Below are 17,453 nucleotides of genomic sequence, written 5' to 3'. Positions count from 1 at the left end.
CGCCGCCGGGTTGATTTCATCAGTTCTTACAAGCCGCCTCCGCACCCGGGTGCTTTGATGGCCGCCACTCCGCTGCTGTGTGCGGAGCTACAACAACAAAAAACGAACACACAGGTACCCCACCATGAAGAAACTGCTCGTCCCGGCGCTGGCCGCCCTCGGCCTCTGCGCGTCCCTCCCTGCCCTGGCCAACACCCAGTCGCAGACCAAGAACCCCATCGTCCTCGTCCCCGGCATCTTCGCCTTCGACACCATCGCCGGCATCGACTACTGGTACCAGATCCCCAGCGCCCTGCAGAGCCAGGGTGCCAAGGTTCACGTGCCGAAGATCAATGCCTTCGACAGTTCGGCCAAGCGCGGTGAATCGCTGATCGCCCAGCTGGAGCAGATCCGCGCCGCCTCGGGCGGCAGCGTGAAGAAATTCAACCTGATCGGCCACAGCCAGGGCGGCCTCACCGCCCGCTACGTGCTCAATACCCGCCCCGATCTGGTGGCCTCGGTGACCACCCTGAACTCGCCGCACAAGGGCTCGCCGATGGCCGATATCGTCACCGGCGTGGCGCCGGCCGGCAGCCTGCGCGGCGTGGCCTTCGATGTGTTCGCCAATGCCGTGGGCAATCTGGTCAACCTGCTGTCGAACAACCGCAAGAGCGCTTCGGACGTGCGCGCCATGCTCGCCGAGTTCAACAAGAACGGGGCCGCCGCCAACAACCAGCGCTACCCGGTCGGCATTCCCACCAGCAGCTGCGGTGAGGGCCCCGAGACCGTCAGCCTGAACGGCAACAGCATCCGTCTGTACTCCATGAGCGGCACCGCGCCGCTGACCAACGTGCTGGACATCTCCGACCCGCTGTTCACCGTCACCTCGCTGGCCTTCGGCGAGGCCAACGACGGCGTCACCGGGCGCTGCTCCAGCCACTTCGGCAAGGTCCTCAAGGACAACTACACCATGAACCATCTGGATGTGACCAACCAGGTCCTGGGGCTGGTGTCGCTGTTCGAGACCAACCCCAAGACGCTGTTCCAGAGTCAGGCCAATCGCCTGAAAAACCTCGGCCTGTGATACCGGCGGGCATGGCGACCCTCCCGCGCCATGCCCGCCGCGAGGAGAATTCGATGTCCGGCAGAATCATCCTGGCCGCCCTGGCCCTGGGGGCGGTCGCCGTCGGAGGCACCCTGGCGCTCTATCGCCCCGAACCAGCGCCCGCTGCATCCCACTCATCCACGTCCAGCGCCAGCGAACGGGCTGAAGATGCACGCAGCCGCCAGGCCAGCACCCTCAACCGCGACCTGCGCGAGACGCCGACCGTCCGCCTGGCCGATCCCGGCTCGCTGCCGCCGTCGCTGCAAGGCGCCCGTCACGGCGTGGCCTTGCGCATGGATGAGTGGGGCAAGCTGATCCTGCAGGCGGACCTGCTGCACCTGTTCGACTTCTATCTCGCCGGTCGCGAAGAGGAAGGTCTGGACAAGGTCCTGACGCGTATTCACCGCGACCTGGCCGCCCAGCTGCGCGAGCCGGCACTGGACCAGGCCCGCGACCTGCTGCGCCGCTACGTGGACTACCGTATCGCCCTACAGGAGCTGCCCGAGGCCGGCGCCGGTCTGGACGCCGTCGCCCTGCGCCAGCGCCTGGACGCGCTCAACGCGGTGCGCCAGCGCTATTTCAGCGCCGAGGAATACGCGCTGTTCTTCGCCCGCGAGAACGCCGAGGACGAATACCGGGTGCAGCGCCTGGCGCTGAGCCGGCAGGACGGCCTGAGCGACGAACAACGCGATCTGGCGCTGGCCGAGCTGGAGCTGCAGCTGCCCGAGGACGTACGCGCGGCCCGCGCCGAGAGCAGCCGCTACGGCGACCTGTACGCCACCACCCAGGCCCTGCAGGCACAAGGCGCCAGCGCCGAGGAGATCCGCCAGGTGCGCGAGCAGTCCCTGGGCAGCGAGGCCGCCGATGCCCTGGCCGAGCTGGATCGCCAGCAGGCCGCCTGGCAACAGCGCCTCGCCGACTACGCCGCCGAGCGCAACCGCCTGCGCGACTCCGGGCTCGACAACAGCCAATTGCAGGCCGCCATCGCCGACCTGCAGGCCAGCCGCTTCGACGAACGCGAGCGCCTGCGCGTGCAGGCCCTGGACGCCGAACTCTAGCGCCGCGAAGGCTGGTCTACCCTGTAGGCAGACCCGGGCGGAGAAGCAACGATGGAACAGCAGGACGACGACAAGCCGCTGACCTTTCGCGAGATGCTGCAGAGCGTGCTGGCTGCCGCCTTCGGCGTGCAGAGCGGCAAGAACCGCACGCGCGACTTCAGCCGCGGCAAGCCGAGCCATTTCATCCTGCTCGGCGTGCTGTTCACCTCGGTGTTCGTGGTGGTGCTGTTCGCGCTGGTGCGGCTGGTGCTGCACCTGGCCGGCGTCTAGCCCGCGGCTGCCGCGCCCGCTAGCGCAGCAGTGGGTCGATGGAGCAGGTGTAGGCCTTCATTGCCGGGTTGCGGGTGGCGCTGAACTCGGCGAAATCCAGGCCCACGTCCGGACGCCGGAGCCGTTGCAGCAGCCTCTTCGACTCCCTCGCATCGATCAGCCGCAGCGGACGAACCCTCTGGTCCTTGCCGCCGCGCTCGGCGAAATCCAGCCCGGCGGCATGATCGTGCAGCATCACCAGGGCGCAACCGCCGAGCAAGAAGTGCCCCGTCGCCAGTACCGCCAGGCGACCCTCGGCGCGCGCCCGCAGGGCCTCCTCAGAGTTATTCAGCGCCGTGTAGCGCAGCTGACGGCCCAACTCGCTCGCCGCCTGCATGGCGCCGAAGGCCATTTCGTCGTTCGCCGACCAGACCATCTGCACGGCGGGATAGCGCGGCAGCAGCGCCCTCGCCTGCTCATAGGCACGCTGCTTGCGCCATTCGCCGTATAGCAGCTGGCGCAAGCGCACCTGGGGATGCTCGGCCAGGGCGCGATGCAGGCCGGCCTCGCGCAGGCTGGCCGACGGCGTGTTCTTCACGCCGGAGAACGCGACCAGCTCGCTGCCGCCCGGCGCCCCGTGCAGCAACGATCTGGCCATCAGGTAGCCGGCCTCCTCGTCATTGGCCACCAGGCTGCCGATCCAGTTGGGATATCGCTCCCGCGTGCCGCCGATCAGTTGCTGCTGTTCGGCCGTGAGCGTGCTGTGCAGGGAAAACAGGCGTATGCCGCTGTCCGCCATCAGGCGCAGGATTTCCGGGCCGAGGTACTGCTCGTTGGCGAACAGCAGGTAGTCGGGGCGTTGCGGGCGCCGCAGCACGGCGTGTGCGTTGCGCAGGAGGGTATCGGCATCGCGCTCGCCGTACAGCACTTCCAACTGCAGGCCGAGGTCGCCGGCGGCGTCATGCATGTAGCGGCTGTAGTCGAGCCAGAAGCGCTCGTTGGAATAGCCGGGGTTGAGGAAGACCACCGAAGCGGCCTGCGCCGGCAGGCAGAAGAGACTCAGGCAGAGCAGTAGAAGGCGCGGGAACAAGATCGTGATCCAGGCTCAGGCGAATCGCGGCGCGCAGTATACAAGTCGCCGCCGCGTTCGCGCCTTTGGGCGCACAAACGAAAGGGCCAGCGCCGGTGATCCGTCGCTGGCCCTCGCATGGCGGCGTCAGCCTACTGCTGGCTGACCCAGAACACCGCCGTGCTCACCACGATTGCGATCAGTATGAAGATGGCCCAAGCGTCGATGGCGCTGTCCTTGTCATGGGAGGTGGAGTCGGTCATGGCGGCCTCGTTGTTGTTGTGGTTTCCCTGAGTTAAGACCAGGCTCCGGCCGCGCTCAAGGCGCTTCGCTTATCTACTTTAGCTATGTACTTATATGGAAACTTCACTTTTTCGCATATTTGTCAGCTGGTATCTTTCCCCAGCCCTGATAAAAGCGCGTTTTAACCGTGCGCGCGCAAAAGCCATCACTGCCTGATGAAGCAGTAGCCTGACCTCCACAGGACACCTATGTACGTATACGACGACTACGATCAGCGGATCGTCGAGGACCGCGTCAAGCAGTTCCGCGACCAGACCCGCCGCTACCTGGCCGGCGAACTCTCCGGCGAGGAGTTCCGCCCCCTGCGCCTGCAGAACGGCCTCTATATCCAGCGCTTCGCACCGATGCTGCGCATCGCCGTGCCGTACGGCCTGCTGAACTCCACCCAGGTGCGCAAGCTGGCGCAGATCGCGCGCGATTACGACAAGGGCTACGCGCACATCAGCACCCGCCAGAACGTACAGTTCAACTGGCCGGAGCTGGAGGACGTGCCGGAGATCCTGGCGGAGCTGGCGACCGTGCAGATGCACGCGATCCAGACCAGCGGCAACTGCGTGCGCAACACCACCACCGACCAGTTCGCCGGCGTGGCCCGCGACGAGATCGTCGACCCGCGCCCGTGGTGCGAGATCATCCGTCAGTGGTCGACCTTCCACCCCGAGTTCACCCACCTGCCGCGCAAGTTCAAGATCGCCGTCAACGGCGCCGTGAGCGACCGCGCCGCCATCGAGGTGCACGACATCGGCCTGGAAGCGGTGAAGAACGACGCCGGTGAGCTGGGCTTCCGCGTCTCCGTCGGCGGCGGCCTGGGCCGTACCCCGATCGTCGGCAGCTTCATCAACGAATTCCTGCCCTGGCAGCACCTGCTGGGCTACCTCGACGCCATCCTGCGCGTGTACAACCGCTACGGCCGTCGCGACAACAAGTACAAGGCGCGCATCAAGATCCTGGTCAAGGCGCTGACCCCGGAAGTCTTCGCCGAAAAGGTGAATGCCGAGTTCGCCCACCTCAAGGATGGCCCAACTACCCTGACCGAGGCCGAAGTCGCCCGCGTCGCCGCCCACTTCGTCGACCCGGCCTACCGCGAGTTGGCCGACCAGGACGCCGAACTGGCCGCCCTCGACGCCCAGCACCCGGGCTTCGCCCGCTGGCGCCAGCGCAACACCTTCGCCCACAAGAAGCCGGGCTATGTCGCCGTGACCCTGTCGCTGAAACCCACCGGCGTGGCGCCGGGCGATGTCACCGACAAACAGCTGGATGCCATCGCCGACCTGGCCGATCGCTACAGCTTCGGCGAGGTGCGCAACAGCCACAACCAGAACATCATCCTCGCCGACATCGAGCAGCAGCAGCTGTTCACCCTGTGGGGCGAGCTGCGCGAGCAGGGCTTTGCCACGCCGAACGTGGGCCTGCTGACCGACATCATCTGCTGCCCGGGCGGCGACTTCTGCTCCCTGGCCAACGCCAAGTCGATCCCGGTGGCCGAGGCCATCCAGCGCCGCTTCGACGATCTCGACTACCTGTTCGACATCGGCGACCTCGACCTGAACATCTCCGGCTGCATGAACGCCTGCGGCCACCACCACGTGGGCCACATCGGCATCCTCGGCGTGGACAAGAAGGGCCAGGAGTTCTACCAGGTGTCCCTCGGCGGCAGCGCCGGCCGCGAATCCAGCCTGGCGCAGATCCTCGGCCCGTCCTTCGCCCAAGAGGAAATGGCCGACGTGATCGACAAGCTGATCAAGGTCTATGTCGAGCGCCGCACCGAAGAAGAAACCTTCCTCGACACCTTCCGCCGCGTCGGAATCGACCCGTTCAAGGAGCGCGTCTATGCAGCGAATCATTAAGAACGGCCAGGTACTGGACGAGACCTGGCACCTGCTGCCGGCCGACGCCACCCTCGACAGCATCAGCAACTGCGACGACCTGATCGTGCCTCTGGCGCTGTGGCGCGAGCACGCTCATGCGCTCAAGGCCCGCGACGGCGGCCTCGGCGTGTGGCTGGATGCCGGCGAAGAGGTCGAGGAGATCGCCGATCAGCTGGAGCATTTCCAGGTGGTTGCCCTCAACTTCCCCGCCTTCACCGACGGCCGCCACTGCTCCAGCGCCTACCTGCTGCGCAACCGCTATGGCTACAAGGGCGAATTGCGCGCCATCGGCGATGTGCTGCGCGACCAGCTGTTCTCCTACCAGCGCGTGGGCTTCGATGCCTTCGCCCTGCGTGCGGACAAGGACCCGGTCGACGCGCTGAAGGCCTTCGAGGAGTTCGGCGAGGTTTATCAGGCCTCCACCGACCAGCCGCTGCCGCTGTTCCGCCGCCGCGCCTGATCGCCGCCGCAAGCAAAAAGCCCCGCATCGCGGGGCTTTTTCGTTTCAGAGCCCAAGCTGTAGCCCGGATGCAATCCGGGAGCGGAGTCGCCTGCTTCCCGGATTGCATCCGGGCTACTAAACAGCTCGCAGAACTCTTGTAGGGCTCATTACTGGGCCCGTACTGACTCCCAGGCCACGCTGGCGAGCAGTTCGCGGCAATCGGCCAACTGCGTCTGGGTGCGTCCCGCCAGCCAGTTACGGGCGAAGTCGTGGGTCGGGCCGATGACCACCGACGCGAAACAGTCCGCCGGCATCGCCTTGAACACGCCCTCTTCGCGATACCCGGACAGGGCCTCGAGAATGCGCTGGAAATGCACCCGGTTAGCCTCGCGCAACTCGTCCCCCCGTTCCCCCGCCTCCACCCGGCCGCGGCTGTGCAGAACGAAGCGCGCCCAGTCCGGATTGGCCACCACCCAGTCGATGTAGCTGGTGACCAGCAGCCGCACACAGGCCTCAGCGCTGTCGGCGCTGGCGAATCCCTGGTCCAGCAACGCCGCGTATTCGGAGGTGCCGGCCAGGTACAGGGCGCCGATGATGCGCTCCTTGTTGCCGAAGTGATGGTACAGGCTGCCGATGCTGGCGCCGGAGCGGTCGCGGATCATCTCGATGGTGGTCGCGTCCACTCCGTATTCGGTGAAGCAGGCCAGGGCGGCCTGGAGGATTTCGTCCTTGCGGGAACGGCGGGCCATCAGGCCTCCTTAAGAATCTCTACAAAGTCTGCTAGGCGCCGGCCAAGCGGCATTGGAGGGGGGCTCATATGCTCGTCCATCACCTTCTCTCGCTTGGCTAGCTTCTGATCATCAACAGACTCAGCAAATTAGAATAATTTTCTAGAATTGTTTTCTAGTATCCGTATACTGCCTCGGCGCGCGCTTCTCTTCAATCTCAGTTCAGGAGCACCCCATGAGTCAGATGATGCAGATGTACCAGCAGGTCGGCCCCGCCCAGTTCAGCACCATGATCGGCCAGGTCGCCCCCTACTTCGCCAGCATCGCCCCGCAGTTCGTCGAGCTGCGCCCGGGCTATGCCGAGGTGACCTTCCCCAAGCGTCGCGAGGTGCTCAACCACCTCGGCACGGTGCACGCCATCGCCCTATGCAATGCCGCCGAGCTGGCCGCCGGCACCATGACCGACGCCTCGATCCCGGCCGGCTGCCGCTGGATTCCCCGCGGCATGACCGTGGAGTACCTGGCCAAGGCCAAGGGCGACGTACGCGCCGTGGCCGACGGCAGCGCCATCGACTGGAACCAGACCGGCGACGTCAAGGTGCCGGTGGTGGCCTACGTCGACGGCGAGCCGGTGTTCCGCGCCGAGATCACCATGTACGTCAGCCAGGCCTGAGCGGACCTTCGCACCTGACCAGCCCGAAGCGGAGTCACGCCAACGAAAAGGCCCGGTCGGACCGGGCCTCTTCCTGACGGCAGAAATCAGCCGAGATTGACCAGCACCCGGCCGACCATCTTGCCGGAGAGGATCTGCTCGATGGCCTGCGGCAGCTGCTCCAGACCCACTTCCTGGGCCAGGCTCTCCAGATTGCCGAGCTTCCATTGCAGGGACAGCTTGTCCCACATGGAGGCCTTGACCACCAGCGGCAGCTCCACCGAATCCACTCCCAGCAGGTTGACCCCGCGCAGGATGAACGGGGCGACGCTGCCCTTGAAGCCCATGCCGGCGGTCAGGCCGCAGCAGGCGGCGCTGGCGCCGTAACGCAGGGACTTGACCACGTTGAACAGGATGTCGCCGCCGACGGTGTCCACCGCGCCGGCCCAGCGCTCCTTGAGCATGGCCTTCTCGCTGCCGTCCTGCAGCTCTTCGCGCGGCACGATCTGCTGCGCGCCGAGCTGGCGCAGGAACTCGCCCTGCCCGGCCTTGCCGGTGGACGCGGCGACGTTGTAGCCGAGACGCGCCAGCAGGGCCACGGCAACCGAACCGACGCCGCCGGTGGCACCGGTCACCAGCACCGGGCCGGCGGCCGGCGTCAGCCCGGCCTGCTCGAGCTTGTCCACGCACAGCGCGGCGGTCAGGCCGGCGGTACCGAGCAGCATGGATTCGCGCAGCGACAGGCCCTTGGGACGCTTGATCACCCAGGCGGCCGGCACGCGGATGTACTGTCCGAAGCCGCCAGCGGTGTTCATGCCCAGGTCGTAACCGGTGACGATCACCTCGTCGCCGGCGGCGAACTCGCTCGCCGAGGACTCGGCCACCACGCCGGCGGCATCGATGCCCGGGGTGTGCGGATAAGCCTTGGTCACCCCGCGGTTGCCGCTGGCGGACAGGGCGTCCTTGTAGTTGAGCGAGGAATACTGCACGCGGATCAGCACCTCGCCGGCAGGCAGCTCGGCGACATTGCGCTCCACCACCCGGGGCACGAACGCGCCGTTCTCCTCGCTGACCAGCAGAGCCTTGAAGGCTGTCATGGCTTACTCCTACCAGAAACGTTGTTGATTGAGACGGCTCCACCAGTTCAGCAGCAGGCGGTCCAGCGTGACGCTGGCGGCCAGGCCGAAGCGCTCGGGCAGGCTCTTCTTCTCGGCGAAATGCAGGTGGAACAGCTCGGCCTCGCGGGCACGCTCGGCCAGGTACTCGTCGCTGGTCTTGAGTTCGTCCACCAGTTGCTTGGTCAGCGCGGAGATGCCCAGCCAGACCTCGCCAGTGGCGATCTCGTCGATGTTCAGCTGCGGGCGGTAGCGGGCCACGAAGTTCTTGAACAGCTCGTGGGTGGTTTCCAGATCCTCCTGGAATTTCTCGCGCCCCTTCTCGGTGTTCTCTCCCAGGATGGTCAGCGTGCGCTTGAACTCGCCGGCGGTGAGCATTTCGACGTCGATGTCGTGCTTCTTCAGCAGGCGGTGGATGTTCGGCAACTGCGCCACCACGCCGATGGAGCCGAGGATGGCGAAGGGCGCCGAGAGCACTCGATCGCCGATGCACGCCATCATATAGCCGCCGCTGGCGGCGACCTTGTCCACGCACACGGTCAGCGGCACGCCGGCCTGGCGGATGCGTGCCAGTTGCGAGGCGGCCAGGCCGTAGCCGTGGACCACGCCGCCGCCGCTCTCCAGGCGCAGCACCACTTCATCCTGGGCGGTGGCCATGCTCAACAGCGCCGTGACCTCGTGGCGCAGGTTGTCGGTGGCCGAGGCTTTGATGTCGCCGTCGAAGTCGAGCACGAACACCCGTGGCTTGTGCGTGCCTTCCTTCTTATCCAGCTTGGCCTGCTTCGCCTCGGCCTTGCGCTGGGCCTTGAGCTGCGCCTTGTTCAGCAGCTCGTGCTCCAGGCGCTGGCGCAGGCCCTTGTAGAATTCGTTGAGCTTGCTCACCTGCAAGTGGCCGGAGCCCTTGCCACGGCCCTTGCTGCGCAGCGCGGCGATGGTCAATAGCACCATGATGATGGCGACCACGACCGTCAGGGTGCGGAGCAGGAAGTCCGCGTAATCCAACAGAAACTCCACAGGTTCTCCCTCGTCTATTGTGAAGCGATGCCGCCGAACGGCGGCTCGCCAGGCCCAAGCATAACGGCGCCGAAGCCCGCCGGCCAACCGCAGCGGGCCATGCGCGAGTGGCCTCGCACCAATTCAAACAAGCGTATGTTTTTCCGTTGACAGGGGCCGGGTTCCGGCCCTACCCTCGCGAAACTTCAACCCGCCGGGATCGATTGCGGACGTGGGTAGCATCTATCTGATACGACATGGCCAGGCCTCATTCGGTGCCGATGACTACGACGTGCTGTCGCCGCTCGGCGTGCGTCAGGCCGAAGTGCTCGGCGAGCACCTGGCCGAGCTCGGCATCGTCTTCGACCGCTGCCTGAGCGGCAGCCTGCGCCGTCAGCAACATACCGCCAGCGCCGCCCTGCAGCGCTGCGTGGCCGCCGGCCTGAACGCGCCGGAGCTGGAGATCGACCCGGCCTTCAACGAATTCGACGCCGAGGCGGTGATCCGCAACCTGCTGCCGGCCATGCTGCCGGAAGAACCGGACGCGCTGGAAATCCTGCGCAACCCCAAGGAAAACCGCGCCGCCTTCCAGCACCTGTTCGCGCGCATCATCCGCCGCTGGGTCAGCGGCCAGTACGACGAGCCCGGGCATGCCTCCTGGCAGGGTTTCGTCGACACGGTGCACGGCGGCCTGCAGCGCCTGCTGGCGCAAGCCGAGCGCGGCCACAACATCGCCGTGTTCACCTCCGGCGGCACCATCACCGCCCTGCTCCATGCGCTCACCGGCGTACCGGCCGAGAAGGCCTTCGAACTCAACTGGCAGATCGTCAACACCTCGCTGTCGCGCCTGATCTTCCGCGGCGGCGAGGCGACCCTGGCTTCCTTCAACAGCCGTGTGCATTTGGAGCTGTTGAAGACCCCGGAACTCATCACCTATCGCTGAGTACCGGCCCACAGCGGCCCGCAAGGCCGCCAGCAACCCTTGATAAAAAGGACAGAAACCATGAGCTCCGTTGCCGACACCATCAACACCATGAAGTCCAAGTTCAACGCCAGCGCTGCCGCCGGCCTGGACCTGGTATTCCAGTTCAACATCGAAGACGGTGACAACTACGCGCTGATCGTCAAGGACGGCACCTGCGACGTGCAACAGGGCGACAACCCGAACGCCAACGTCACCCTGATCATGGACAGCGCCACCCTGGCCGGTATCGCCTCCGGTGAAACCGACGGCATGCAGGCTTTCATGAGCGGCAAGCTGCGCGCCGAAGGCGACATGATGCTGGCCATGAAACTGGCCGAACTGTTCCCGGTATAAGCCCAAGGGCACACCGCGAACAGAGCAGAACCGGAGTCCTCGGACTCCGGTTTTTTTTCGCCCGAGCCCAGGCGGCGTGCGGCAATCAGGTCCCTTGATCGACGACCAACATCCGCATCTATAACGCTGTGCTTTGCTTAAGGGCACCATTAAATTAGCCAATGATTAGTGGCCCCCATCATCAGCAGAAGGGATAAGCATGACGCTGACAGACCAGTCCACCGGCATCCGCGAAGGCGAAGAGCTCGATGCCGCGCAGATCGACCCGTACCTGAAGGCGCACATCCCGGGGCTTACCGGCACGCCGCGGATCAGCCAGTTCCCCGGCGGCGCCTCCAACCTCACCTATCTGCTGGAGTACCCGGAGCAGGAGTTCGTCCTGCGTCGCCCGCCGTTCGGCCACAAGGCCAAGTCGGCTCACGACATGGGCCGCGAGTACCGCATCCTCAACCAGCTCAACGCCGGCTTCCCGTACTGCCCGAAGGCCTACGTGCACTGCACCGACGAGTCGGTGATCGGCGCCGAGTTCTACGTGATGCAGCGGGTCAAGGGCATCATCCTGCGCAGCGACATGCCGGCCGAGCTGAACTTCAGCGCCGAGCAGACCAACGCCCTGTGCAAGAGCTTCATCGACAAGCTGGTCGACCTGCACAACGTCGACTATCAGGCCTGCGGCCTGGCCGACCTGGGCAAGCCGGAAGGCTACGTGAAGCGCCAGATCGAAGGCTGGAGCGACCGTTACGAGAAGGCCATGACCCCCGACGCGCCCGCCTGGGAGCAGGTCAAAACCTGGCTGCGCGAGAAGATGCCCGCCGACCACCACAAGCCGGGCATCGTGCATAACGACTACCGCTTCGACAACGTCATCCTCGACCCGGCCAACCCGATGCAGATCATCGGCGTGCTGGACTGGGAGCTGACCACCATCGGCGACCCGCTGATGGACCTGGGCAACACCCTCGCCTACTGGATCGAGGCCGGCGATCCGCAGCCCATGCAGCTGATGCGCCGCCAGCCGAGCAACGCGCCGGGCATGCTGAGCCGCCAGGAGTTCGTCGACTACTACGCCGAGCGCGCCGGCATCCGGATCGACAATTTCGACTTCTACTACTGCTACGGCCTGTTCCGCCTGGCCGGCATCGTGCAGCAGATCTACTACCGCTTCTTCCATGGCCAGACCAAGGACAAGCGCTTCGCCCAGTTCATCATGATGAACAAGCTGCTGGAGCAGGCTGCCCTGCAGGTCATCAAGAAATCCACCCTGTAACCCGGCTCAGACAAGGGAATAGCAATGTCCAAGACCAACCTGTTCGACCTCGACGGCAAGATCGCTTTCGTCTCCGGCGCCAGCCGCGGCATCGGTGAGGCCATCGCCAAACTGCTGGCCCAGCAAGGCGCCCACGTGATCGTCTCGAGCCGCAAGATCGACGACTGCCAGAAAGTCGCCGACGCCATCGTCGCCGACGGCGGCAAGGCCACCGCCATCGCCTGCCACATCGGCGAGATGGGACAGATCAGCAACGTCTTCGCCTTCATCCGTGAGCAGTTCGGACGCCTCGACATCCTGGTCAACAACGCCGCCACCAACCCGCAGTTCTGCAACGTGCTGGACACCGACCTGGGCGCCTTCCAGAAGACCGTCGACGTCAACATCCGCGGCTACTACTTCATGTCCATCGAAGGCGGCAAGCTGATGAAGGCCAACGGCGGCGGCTCGATCATCAACGTCGCCTCGATCAATGGCGTCTCGCCGGGCGAGTTCCAGGGTATCTACTCGGTGACCAAGGCCGCCGTGATCAGCATGACCAAGGTCTTCGCCAAGGAATGCGCGCAGTTCGGCATCCGCTGCAACGCCCTGCTGCCGGGCCTGACCGACACCAAGTTCGCCTCGGCCCTGACCAAGAACGACGCCATCCTCAACGTCGCCCTGCAGCGCATCCCGCTAAAGCGCGTGGCCGCTCCGAGCGAGATGGCCGGCACCGTGCTGTACCTGGCCAGCGATGCCTCCAGCTACACCACCGGTGTGGCGCTGAACGTGGACGGCGGCTTCCTCTCCTGAAGCCTTCCCCGCGAGCATGAAAAAAGGGACCTTCGGGTCCCTTTTTCGTTGTGCCGCGCCAGGGCGCGCACGGTGCATCCTGCGAGCTATTGCCAGTCCTTCAGCGCCTGTTCGGCGACCTGGTTCATGGGCTTGGCGAGCAGGCCGGTGGGGCTCAGGCTGACGCTGAACACGGCGCCATCGGCGATCGGCAGGTAGGTGACACGCGCGGCCTGCGGCTCGAACAGGAACAGGTCGCGCTGGCCCAGGCGCAGCCAGCGCCACAGGTCGATGCCGTAGGGACTCTGCGCCAGCTGTACCTGGGCGTGACGGGCGGTCTCCTGCTGCTCGATGGCGAGGAAACGGCCCGAGAGCTTTTCCAGACGATAGCCCGGTTCCAGGCCGATCAGCGCCGCCAGGCCCTTCCAGCCCAACAGCCGGGCGTCCAGTTGCCAGAGATCGCCCTCCAGCAGTACCTGACGCTCCTCGCCGCCCTCCAGCAGGTTGACCCGGTAGCGCTGCGCGCCCTCGGCGGCGAAGCTCAGGGTCACCAGCGGCTTGTCGCGCACCTGCGCGTCGTAGCTGCGCAGGTCATAGGCCACCACACCGACCAGCAGCGCCACGGCGAGAACGGCCAGGCCCAGGGTGCCGCGCAGCCAGGCGAGGAACCAGTTGGGTGCGAACAGGATACGGGCGGCGACGAACAGGGCCAGCAGGGCCAGCAGGCCGGTGAACCAGGCCAGGCCGTCATACTGCATGGAAGCGATTCCTTCTGCGATTTTTTGCCGGCATTATGCTCAGCCACTGTGCGGTGGACCAGCGATGGCCCCGCACAATTGAACCCACTTCGAGTTTTTTATGCCCTTCCCCTTCGAGCTGGCCGTAGATCCGACCACCCTGCTGATCCTCGCCATCGTCGCCTTCATCGCCGGATTCATCGACGCCATTGCCGGCGGCGGCGGCCTGCTGACCATTCCCGCCCTGCTCACCGCCGGCCTGCCGCCGCATCTGGTACTGGGCACCAACAAGCTGTGCGCCACCTTCGGCTCGGCGACCGCCAGCTACACCTTCTACCGGCGCAAGCTGTTCTCGCCACGACAGTGGCGCAACGCGCTGATCGCCACGGCGGTGGGCGCGGCCATCGGCGCCATCATCGCCCACTGGCTGCCGGCGGACTGGCTCAACCAGATGCTCCCCGCCGTGGTATTCGGCTGCGGTCTCTACCTGTTGTTCGGCAAGATGCCGGAGACCCATGGCCAGCACGACGCTCCCGTGGCCCAGGGCCGGCAATGGCCCCAGGGCTTCGGCCTGGGCTTCTACGACGGCGTGGCCGGCCCGGGCACAGGCGCGTTCTGGACGGTGAGCACCCTGCTGCTTTACCCCATGGACCTGGTGCGCGCCAGCGGCGTGGCGCGCAGCATGAATTTCGTCAGCAACGCCATGGCCCTCACGGTATTCATCATCGCCGGCCAGGTGGCCTGGGTGCTCGGCATCAGCATGGGCCTGGCATTGATGGCCGGCGCTTTCTTCGGCGCGCGCACGGCGATCAGCGGCGGCTCCAAGTTCATTCGCCCGGTGTTCATCCTCGTGGTGCTGGCGCTGACCGCGCGCCTGGCCTGGCAACACTGGTTCTAAAAAGGAATTTTCACCATGCGACTCGCCAAGACGACTCCGATCCTGCGCATCTTCGACGAAGCCAAGACCCGGGAATTCTATGTGGACTACCTGGGCTTCCGGGTCGACTGGGAGCACCGCTTCGCCCCCGGCATGCCGCTGTACCTGCAGGTGTCGCGCGACGGCTGCGTGCTGCATCTGTCCGAACACCACGGCGACGCCTGCCCCGGCGCGGCAATGCGCATCGAGACCGACGGCCTGGACGAGTTTCATCGTGAGCTGGAGCAGAAGAGCTACGGCTATGCACGCCCGGGAATCGAAGCCATGCCCTGGGGCAGCCGCGACATGAGCGTGCGCGACCCCTTCGGCAACCGCCTGACCTTCACCGACGCGGTCGGCTGAATCAGCGCAGCAGCTCGGGCTCCGGCTGGCCGAGGCGACGGGCGACGTAGAGGTCGATCAGATAGCGGGCGATCGAGCGCGACATCGGCAATGGCGGCAGCTGGTCGATGGGGAACCAGCGGGCGTCCTCGATCTCGTCGGCCTGGGGCACGATCTCGCCGCTGACATATTCGGCGTGAAAGCCCAGCATCAGCGAATGCGGGAAGGGCCAGCTTTGGCTGCCCAGGTACTGCGGCGCGCCGACCTCGATGCCGACTTCCTCGCGCACCTCGCGGGCCACGCATTCTTCCGCCGACTCGCCCGGCTCGACGAAGCCGGCCAGGGTGCTGTAGACCCCGGAGACGAAGCGCGGCGAACGGGCCAGCAACACCTCGTCACCGCGGGTGACCAGCACGATCATGCTCGGCGAGATGCGCGCATAGCTGTCCAGGCCGCAATCAGGGCAGCGCATGCAGCGCTCGCCCGGCACCTGACGGTTGCGGCTGCCACAGCGGCCGCAGAAACGGTGGTTGAGATCCCAGTGACCAACCTGCTCGGCGAACGACAGCATGCGGAAAGTCGGATAGTCGGCCTGCAGCATGAACTGGCGCAGGCCCTGCCAGAAGCAGCCGGGCATCTCGGCCGGGCGGTCCAGGGTCAGCAGCCACACCGGCTCGCCGTCGAAATGGCCGAGGCCGTGCTCGGCCAGCAGCGACAGCTCCTGACGCTTGAGCCATTCGCGGGGAAAGAGCACGCCGTTGCCGTCGGCGAGAAAGCCCTGCGAGCTGCGCACCAGCGCCCAGCCGCCGGCCTGGTCATTGTTCAGCGGTGGCGTGGTCTGCCAGCCGGAAGCCATCACGCGGCTACCGGCATGCCCAGGGCGCGCACGCTTTCCTCGGCCAGGTCGAGCACGCTCGGCGTGGTCTCGGGACGCAGCACGGCACCACCCTCGAGGTAATACTCCAGGCTGCTGAGGGCGTCGGCCAGGGTTTCCAGCATCTGCTCGGACGGCATCTGCCGGGCATCGACCATCTGCGTCTGGATGTAGTCGCCGCACAGGCCGATCAGCCGGGCCGCACGCTCCTGGCCGAGGAACCACAGACCGCCGCGCACCGCCTGCAGGCTGAAGGGCACGTTGGCCAGGTGCAGCTTGTCGCCGTTGGATTCGAGGTAGGAAGTGATGGCGCGCTTGGCCAGGGCCAGGCCGCCCTGAGCCTCGTCGACCACCACGATGCGCGCTTCGGCCAGCTGGTGCGCGGCAAAGGCCTCGCCCTCGTCGCCCGGGGCCACCGGCGCCGGCCGCGCGTTACGCTGCTCGCCACGTTCGAGGCTGGCGACCATGCTTTCCACGTAAAGCACCGCCTCGGCCAGCTTGTGCAGATCGGTACCGGCGGCGGGGGCTTCTTCGCTCCAGCCACCTACCACCGGCAGCTGCACCTGCAGCGCGTTGGCCGCCGAGCTGAGCCCGACCATGCTGAGGGTCTTGGCCAGTTTGCCGAGCAGCGCGTGCAGATTGCCGAAGCTCTCCGGCTGGGCGGTGCCACGCTCGATCAGGTCGAGCAGGTCCTTTACGCTGGCCAGTTCCTCGCGGATGGCGGTGGACAGCGAACGCATCACGCCCTGACCGGGGCCGGACAGGCGCTGGTATTCCTCGTCGAGCAGGTGATCGGTGAACGGCAGCGCGGTCAGGCCGAACACGTCGCGCACGGCGCTGGCCTGCGGGCCGCGGGTGTCGGCCAGAGCCACCAGATAGAGCAGCTCCTTGAGCAGGCTGCGTGGTGTCTCGTAGCCGCCATTGGCGGCCAGGGCCTGCTTGATCTCGCGATCTAGGCGGGAGAACAGCTGCTTGCGCGACTTGCGCGGCAGCAACTGGCCGTCCAGCTGGGACTCGACCGCCGCGGCGCCGACCCAGTACAGGCGAGCGGCCGGGGTGTCGGCGAACAGCCCGTCGAGGCGGCCGAGCGCGCGCAGCATCAGCTTGAGACCGGCCTGGGGATTGTCCTCGCGGATGAAGCCGAGCAGACCGACCTGGAACATGTGGCGCAGGCGGCGGGCGTCCTGGGCGCTGGGCGGCACGCCGGGCACGCCGACCGGGCGCGGCTGATCGAGGCGTACGCTGAAGAAGAAGCTCTCCGGTAGCGGCGGCTGGGCACCTGCCTGGCGCAGGTCGTTGATCGCCGGCAACAGCAGCTCGGGCATTTCCTGGCGGCTGGCGTCGACGTTCTCGAGGTAGCGGCGCAGCACGTAGAGGGCGTTGCTCAGGGCGGCCAGCTGGCCGTCGCGCTCCTCGCCGGCACCGGCGGGAATGTCGGTGGCCTGTTGCAGCACTTCCTGGGCCAGCAACTCGGCGCCGGCCAGTTCGATGAGGCTCAGGGTGCCGCGCACCTGCTGCAGGTTTTCCACGGCCTGCTGCAGCAGGCTGCCGTTGTTCCGTTCGGCGATGAACTGTTCGAGACTCTGCTCGGTCTCTTCCATGGTGGTGAACAACTCGTCACGCACCAAGCTCAGGGATGTCGCTCCAGTGACCATGGGTCTGCTGAA

The 17,453-nt window shown here is 66.2% G+C and carries 19 protein-coding genes; 12 read left to right on the top strand and 7 right to left on the bottom strand.

Annotated elements, in window-relative coordinates; translation table 11 throughout:
* Positions 1–124 precede the first annotated feature (124 nt).
* Genes NF616_RS09480 through NF616_RS09470 form a run of 3 tightly spaced genes read left to right on the top strand, consistent with a single transcriptional unit; the run spans position 125 to position 2,412 of the window.
* Positions 125–1,063: a lipase family alpha/beta hydrolase gene (locus tag NF616_RS09480; RefSeq protein ID WP_252272996.1), complete on the top strand. Its 939-nt coding sequence runs from the start codon at positions 125–127 to the stop codon at positions 1,061–1,063.
* A gap of 53 nt (positions 1,064–1,116) precedes the next feature.
* On the top strand, positions 1,117–2,142 hold the full coding sequence (locus NF616_RS09475; protein ID WP_252272995.1) for a lipase secretion chaperone: 1,026 nt from the start codon (positions 1,117–1,119) through the stop codon (positions 2,140–2,142).
* A gap of 51 nt (positions 2,143–2,193) precedes the next feature.
* Positions 2,194–2,412, top strand: a complete 219-nt coding sequence (locus tag NF616_RS09470) for a DUF2970 domain-containing protein (RefSeq protein WP_252272994.1) — start codon at positions 2,194–2,196, stop codon at positions 2,410–2,412.
* 19 nt (positions 2,413–2,431) lie between these two features.
* Here the strand turns inward: NF616_RS09470 and NF616_RS09465 are convergent, their stop codons facing one another.
* On the bottom strand, positions 2,432–3,481 hold the full coding sequence (locus NF616_RS09465; RefSeq protein ID WP_252272993.1) for an ABC transporter substrate-binding protein: 1,050 nt from the start codon (positions 3,479–3,481) through the stop codon (positions 2,432–2,434).
* A 470-nt stretch (positions 3,482–3,951) separates the two neighbouring features.
* On the opposite strand from NF616_RS09465, the gene NF616_RS09460 reads away from it, so the two are divergent.
* Both NF616_RS09460 and NF616_RS09455 read left to right on the top strand, forming a co-directional pair.
* Entirely contained in the window at positions 3,952–5,610 is a 1,659-nt protein-coding gene (locus NF616_RS09460) for a nitrite/sulfite reductase (RefSeq protein ID WP_252272992.1), read from the top strand.
* Entirely contained in the window at positions 5,594–6,091 is a 498-nt protein-coding gene (locus NF616_RS09455) for a DUF934 domain-containing protein (protein ID WP_252272991.1), read from the top strand. The genes NF616_RS09460 and NF616_RS09455 overlap by 17 nt, the downstream gene beginning before the upstream one ends.
* A 149-nt stretch (positions 6,092–6,240) precedes the next feature.
* On the opposite strand, the gene NF616_RS09450 is transcribed toward NF616_RS09455, so the two are convergent.
* Positions 6,241–6,822 carry a TetR/AcrR family transcriptional regulator gene (locus NF616_RS09450; protein ID WP_252272990.1) on the bottom strand — a complete coding sequence of 194 codons (582 nt, stop codon included), beginning with the start codon at positions 6,820–6,822 and terminating at the stop codon, positions 6,241–6,243.
* 214 nt (positions 6,823–7,036) lie between these two features.
* On the opposite strand from NF616_RS09450, the gene NF616_RS09445 reads away from it, so the two are divergent.
* Entirely contained in the window at positions 7,037–7,474 is a 438-nt protein-coding gene (locus tag NF616_RS09445; RefSeq protein ID WP_252272989.1) for a hotdog fold domain-containing protein, read from the top strand.
* Positions 7,475–7,560: 86 nt separating this feature from the next.
* Here NF616_RS09445 and NF616_RS09440 read toward each other — a convergent pair whose 3' ends face one another.
* Together NF616_RS09440 and sohB are read right to left on the bottom strand one after the other, a co-directional pair.
* Positions 7,561–8,550, bottom strand: a complete 990-nt coding sequence (locus NF616_RS09440) for a YhdH/YhfP family quinone oxidoreductase (protein ID WP_252272988.1) — start codon at positions 8,548–8,550, stop codon at positions 7,561–7,563.
* 9 nt (positions 8,551–8,559) lie between these two features.
* Positions 8,560–9,582: a protease SohB gene (sohB, locus tag NF616_RS09435; protein ID WP_252272987.1), complete on the bottom strand. Its 1,023-nt coding sequence runs from the start codon at positions 9,580–9,582 to the stop codon at positions 8,560–8,562.
* Positions 9,583–9,793: 211 nt separating this feature from the next.
* Here sohB and NF616_RS09430 point away from each other — a divergent pair, with 211 nt between their 5' ends.
* The 4 genes from NF616_RS09430 (at position 9,794) to NF616_RS09415 (ending at position 12,938) form a co-directional block, all read left to right on the top strand.
* Positions 9,794–10,504, top strand: a complete 711-nt coding sequence (locus NF616_RS09430) for a histidine phosphatase family protein (protein ID WP_252272986.1) — start codon at positions 9,794–9,796, stop codon at positions 10,502–10,504.
* Positions 10,505–10,564: 60 nt separating this feature from the next.
* Entirely contained in the window at positions 10,565–10,879 is a 315-nt protein-coding gene (locus NF616_RS09425; protein WP_252272985.1) for an SCP2 sterol-binding domain-containing protein, read from the top strand.
* A gap of 199 nt (positions 10,880–11,078) precedes the next feature.
* The gene (locus tag NF616_RS09420; RefSeq protein WP_252272984.1) at positions 11,079–12,146 is read left to right on the top strand and encodes a phosphotransferase family protein; all 1,068 of its coding nucleotides are present in this window, start codon (positions 11,079–11,081) and stop codon (positions 12,144–12,146) included.
* A 24-nt stretch (positions 12,147–12,170) separates the two neighbouring features.
* Positions 12,171–12,938: an SDR family oxidoreductase gene (locus tag NF616_RS09415; protein ID WP_252272983.1), complete on the top strand. Its 768-nt coding sequence runs from the start codon at positions 12,171–12,173 to the stop codon at positions 12,936–12,938.
* An 86-nt stretch (positions 12,939–13,024) separates the two neighbouring features.
* On the opposite strand, the gene NF616_RS09410 is transcribed toward NF616_RS09415, so the two are convergent.
* Positions 13,025–13,675 (bottom strand): hypothetical protein, encoded by a 651-nt coding sequence (locus NF616_RS09410; protein WP_252272982.1) that lies wholly within the window; start codon positions 13,673–13,675, stop codon positions 13,025–13,027.
* 100 nt (positions 13,676–13,775) lie between these two features.
* Between NF616_RS09410 and NF616_RS09405 the strand changes: the two genes are divergently transcribed.
* Both NF616_RS09405 and NF616_RS09400 read left to right on the top strand, forming a co-directional pair.
* Complete coding sequence (locus NF616_RS09405; protein ID WP_252272981.1) at positions 13,776–14,552, top strand: TSUP family transporter; 777 nt, start codon at positions 13,776–13,778, stop codon at positions 14,550–14,552.
* Positions 14,553–14,567: 15 nt separating this feature from the next.
* Positions 14,568–14,933, top strand: a complete 366-nt coding sequence (locus NF616_RS09400) for a glyoxalase superfamily protein (protein ID WP_252272980.1) — start codon at positions 14,568–14,570, stop codon at positions 14,931–14,933.
* Between the two features lies 1 nt (position 14,934).
* Here the strand turns inward: NF616_RS09400 and nudC are convergent, their stop codons facing one another.
* Together nudC and NF616_RS09390 are read right to left on the bottom strand one after the other, a co-directional pair.
* Positions 14,935–15,768, bottom strand: coding sequence for an NAD(+) diphosphatase (nudC, locus tag NF616_RS09395; protein ID WP_252272979.1), 834 nt, complete (start codon positions 15,766–15,768; stop codon positions 14,935–14,937).
* The gene (locus NF616_RS09390) at positions 15,768–17,441 is read right to left on the bottom strand and encodes a FimL-related protein (RefSeq protein WP_252272978.1); all 1,674 of its coding nucleotides are present in this window, start codon (positions 17,439–17,441) and stop codon (positions 15,768–15,770) included. The genes nudC and NF616_RS09390 overlap by 1 nt, the downstream gene beginning before the upstream one ends.
* Positions 17,442–17,453: the final 12 nt, after the last annotated feature.

Origin of the sequence: Pseudomonas subflava (assembly GCF_023823685.1) — a bacterium.
GTDB classification, from domain to species: domain Bacteria; phylum Pseudomonadota; class Gammaproteobacteria; order Pseudomonadales; family Pseudomonadaceae; genus Aquipseudomonas; species Aquipseudomonas subflava.
This window is presented reverse-complemented; position numbering and strand designations above follow the sequence as displayed.